This window comes from Catenulispora pinisilvae (assembly GCF_015356865.1).
Classification (GTDB): domain Bacteria; phylum Actinomycetota; class Actinomycetes; order Streptomycetales; family Catenulisporaceae; genus Catenulispora; species Catenulispora pinisilvae.
Genome location: NZ_JAAFZA010000450.1, coordinates 1 through 3,409, shown reverse-complemented (window position 1 = coordinate 3,409; position 3,409 = coordinate 1). Strand labels below are relative to the sequence as shown.

5 protein-coding genes are annotated in these 3,409 nt (G+C 70.9%); 3 read left to right on the top strand and 2 right to left on the bottom strand.

Annotated elements, in window-relative coordinates:
• Nucleotides 1-121: 121 nt before the first annotated feature.
• The gene (locus IZR01_RS48710) at nucleotides 122-1,423 is read right to left on the bottom strand and encodes a nicotinate phosphoribosyltransferase (RefSeq protein WP_323747323.1); all 1,302 of its coding nucleotides are present in this window, start codon (nucleotides 1,421-1,423) and stop codon (nucleotides 122-124) included.
• 24 nt (nucleotides 1,424-1,447) lie between these two features.
• Between IZR01_RS48710 and clpS the strand changes: the two genes are divergently transcribed.
• The 3 genes from clpS to IZR01_RS48695 all read left to right on the top strand — a co-directional run bounded on the left by clpS (nucleotide 1,448) and on the right by IZR01_RS48695 (nucleotide 2,956).
• Nucleotides 1,448-1,750, top strand: a complete 303-nt coding sequence (gene clpS, locus IZR01_RS48705; protein WP_194898437.1) for an ATP-dependent Clp protease adapter ClpS — start codon at nucleotides 1,448-1,450, stop codon at nucleotides 1,748-1,750.
• Between the two features lie 98 nt (nucleotides 1,751-1,848).
• Nucleotides 1,849-2,406 carry a DUF2017 domain-containing protein gene (locus IZR01_RS48700; RefSeq protein WP_194927836.1) on the top strand — a complete coding sequence of 186 codons (558 nt, stop codon included), beginning with the start codon at nucleotides 1,849-1,851 and terminating at the stop codon, nucleotides 2,404-2,406.
• A 76-nt stretch (nucleotides 2,407-2,482) separates the two neighbouring features.
• Nucleotides 2,483-2,956, top strand: coding sequence for a hypothetical protein (locus tag IZR01_RS48695; RefSeq protein WP_194900122.1), 474 nt, complete (start codon nucleotides 2,483-2,485; stop codon nucleotides 2,954-2,956).
• A gap of 230 nt (nucleotides 2,957-3,186) precedes the next feature.
• On the opposite strand, the gene IZR01_RS52820 is transcribed toward IZR01_RS48695, so the two are convergent.
• Nucleotides 3,187-3,409: LPXTG cell wall anchor domain-containing protein (locus IZR01_RS52820; RefSeq protein WP_194927835.1), on the bottom strand; the 223-nt coding region annotated here is incomplete at its 5' end.

Here is a 3,409-nt window from a genome sequence, read left to right as displayed (position 1 = left end):
GAAATCTGCCGATTTCTCAACAACGCCTTTAAACCCCGTACACGACCGGCGACCTCCGCACCCGACTCTCGTCCAACAGGTGACCACACCACCAACCCGGTGAACCAATCCGGCCACCGCACTAGCTCGGATACACCGTCGGAATCGCCGGCTCGCCCCGCGACAGCTGCGTGGACCACGGCGGCAGCTCGGCGCGCGAGGCCTCGTGCCGTTCGCGGATCTCGGCCAGCGTCGGGCGGGCGATCACCTCGCCCTTGGCGACGTACTGCATCAGCAGGTCGCGGCCCTCGGCCTTCAGCGCCTCGGGCGCGGAGCCGGTGCCGATCACCTCCTCCTGTGCCACGCCGTCGGAGCCGATGCGGCGCCAGGCGTACTTGCGGCCGCCGCGGGTGGCCTTCTCAGAGGACTTCTTCGCCACCGGGACCATCGTCGCGCCCGGCTCGACGCTCGCGCCGCGCGCCACCAGCTTGTAGACCAGCCCGGCGGTCGGCGCGCCGGAGCCGGTGACCAGGGACGTGCCGACGCCGTAGGAGTCCACCGGCGCCGCGGCCAGCGCCGCGATCTGGAACTCGTCCAGGTCGGAGGTGACCACGATCTTGGTGTGCTTGGCGCCCAGCTCGTCCAGCTGCTTGCGCACCCGGTGCGCCATCCACAGCAGGTCGCCGGAGTCCAGCCGGACCGCGCCGAGGTCGGGGCCGGCGACGTCGACCGCGACCTTCACGGCCTCGGCGACGTCGTAGGTGTCGACCAGCAGCGTCGTGTCCCGGCCCAGGGTCTGCACCTGGACGCTGAACGCGTCGCGCTCGCTGTCGTGCAGCAGCACGAAGGCGTGTGCGGACGTGCCGGTAGTCGGGACGCCGTAACGGCGCCGGGCCTCCAGGTTCGAGGACGCCGCGAAGCCCGCCAGATACGACGCGCGCGCGGCGGCCACGGCGGCCTGCTCATGTGTGCGCCGCGACCCCATCTCCAGGCACGGCCGGCCCATCGCCGCCGACGTCATCCGGGAGGCCGCCGAGGCGATCGCGCTGTCGTGGTTCAGCACCGACAGCACCAGCGTCTCCAGGAGCACCGCCTCGGCGAAGGTGGACTCGACGATCAGCAGCGGGGATCCGGGGAAGTAGCACTCGCCCTCGGCGTAGCCGTGGACGTCGCCGGTGAAGCGGTAGCCGGCGAGCCAGTCCCGGGTGACCTCGTCCACGATCCCCGACTCGTGCAGGAAGTCGCAGATGGCGGCGTTGAAGCGGAATTCCTCCAGGGCGTCCAGGAGGCGTCCGGTGCCGGCGGTCACGCCGTAGCGGCGGCCGTCGGGCAGGCGGCGGGCGAAGACCTCGAACACCGAGCGCCGGTGGGCGGCCCCGCTGCGCAGGGCACCCTCCAGCATGGTGAGCTCATAGTGGTCCGTGAGGAGCGCGGTGCTGTTCACGATCAATCAGAGTAGTCTGGTGCGATGAGTGTCGCGCCGGTGGAGGTCGATCCGGAGGCCGCGCAGGAGACCCGCGCGGCCCCGGTACAGGACCCGGTGTGGGTCACCGTGGTCTGGAACGACCCCGTGAACTTGATGAGTTATGTCACCTATGTGTTCACGACTTACTTCGGCTACAGCAAGGGCAAGGCCGAGCGGTTGATGCGGGAGGTGCACAACCTCGGCAAGGCGATGGTGTCCACCGGCGGCCGCGAGCAGATGGAGAAGGACGTGGCCGCGATGCACGGCTACGGCTTGTGGGCTACCGTGCAGCGCCAGGACGGTTGACCGACGCCGACCCGCCGGCCGACCGACGCCGACCGCCCTATGACGCCTGACGCCTGTATGGCGTCGAGCCACTGAAGAACCAGATCGGGGACCCCTACGTGCTCCAGCCCTTCAAGCGCCACCGCCGCTCCGGGGAGATCGTCGGCGCGTTCACCGACGGCCAGGCCGACGTCCTGCGCTTCCTGCTGAACGGCCAGCTCGCGCTGCTGGACGAGGAGGACCCGCTGGGCGATGAGCCGGACTCGCTGGCCGCCGCCCTGGGCATCGCCGACGGCCCGGTGAAGAAGCCGGACAACCCGGCCCTGGCCCGGCTGTTCCCGGACGCCTACGGTGACGCCGACGAGGCCAGCGAGTTCCGTCGGCTCACCGAGCCGGACCTGCGTGAGGGCAAGCGGGAGCTGGCCCGCCAGGTCCTGGACACGCTCCGGGACTACCAGCCCGGCGAAAAGCTCGCGCTGGACGGCGACCAGGCCCGGGCCTGGCTCGGCGCGGTCAACGACATCCGGCTGGTCCTGGCGGTCTGGCTGGAAATCGAGGACGACGACGACAACCCCTTCGACCGCATCCAGGAGCAGGACGACCGCTACGAGATAGTGGTGATGTACCACTGGCTCGGCGCGTTGGTGGAGTGGCTGGTCGAAGCCCTGATGGGGTGAGACCGCCCGCCCGCACCGGGTGAAACCCGCGGCAGGGCATTGAGTCGGCTGCCCAGGTGTGCCAGCATCCTGCGTCATGACAGAGGCGCCAGAGGCGGTTTCTTACACCCCCAGGCGGGTGCGGCCGCTGGGCCGGCTCCAGATCGACGACTGGCGGGTGAAGCTCCACGGGCTTGGCGCGACTGACGGCGAGCTCGAACCGGCCGCCCGCGAAGGGGCCCGCAAGGCCGCGACGGAGGCCTTACCCCGGCCCGGGATCGGCGGCGGGCGCTACGGGGTCGGATTCGTGATCGCGCACCGGTCGACGAACGCTTACTCGTACGTCGTCGGCTGGTGGTCGTACGGCTGCCTGCTGTCGACGGCCGCGTACTCGGCCCGGTTCTCCGATCCCGCGGACATCGCCCGCTGCCCGGCCCGGCAGGCCGGCTGCGTGTGGGAGCTCGCGGTGATCGACCACGAGCGGCGGGCCTGGACCCGGACCATGCTGCGGGCGGGGGCGGACGGCGATCTGGACGGGTATCTGGACACGGTGCTGTCCGGCAAGGTCTGATCGCGTCGCGATTGCCGCCTGACAGCCCTTGCCGAGGCGTTGCCGAGCCATCGCCGAGCCATTGTCGGCCTGACAGCCTGCCGGCCCTGACAGCCATCGCGGCGTGACAGTCGCCGCGTGACGATCCACGAGACGAAAGCAGCGGGGCCCCTGGAATCCCAGGGGCCCCGCTGCGTGTGGCGCGACGCGGCTGACTGGTCGGCTGACCAGTCAGCGCACCAGTTACCGGACTAGTTCGCCGAGCCGGACTTGCGACGGGCGGCCATGACCGCTCCGGCGCCCAGCACCAGGGCTCCGGCGGCGATGCCCGCGTAGTCGAGGACGTCGGTGCCGGTGTGCGGCAGCTGCCCGATCTCCTCGTGGTGGCGGTGGTGGTGATGGTGGTGGTGCTTCTGCGGCGGCGTTCCCGGCGGCGGCGGGGTCACCGGCGGCGGCGGAGGCGTCACCGGGGGC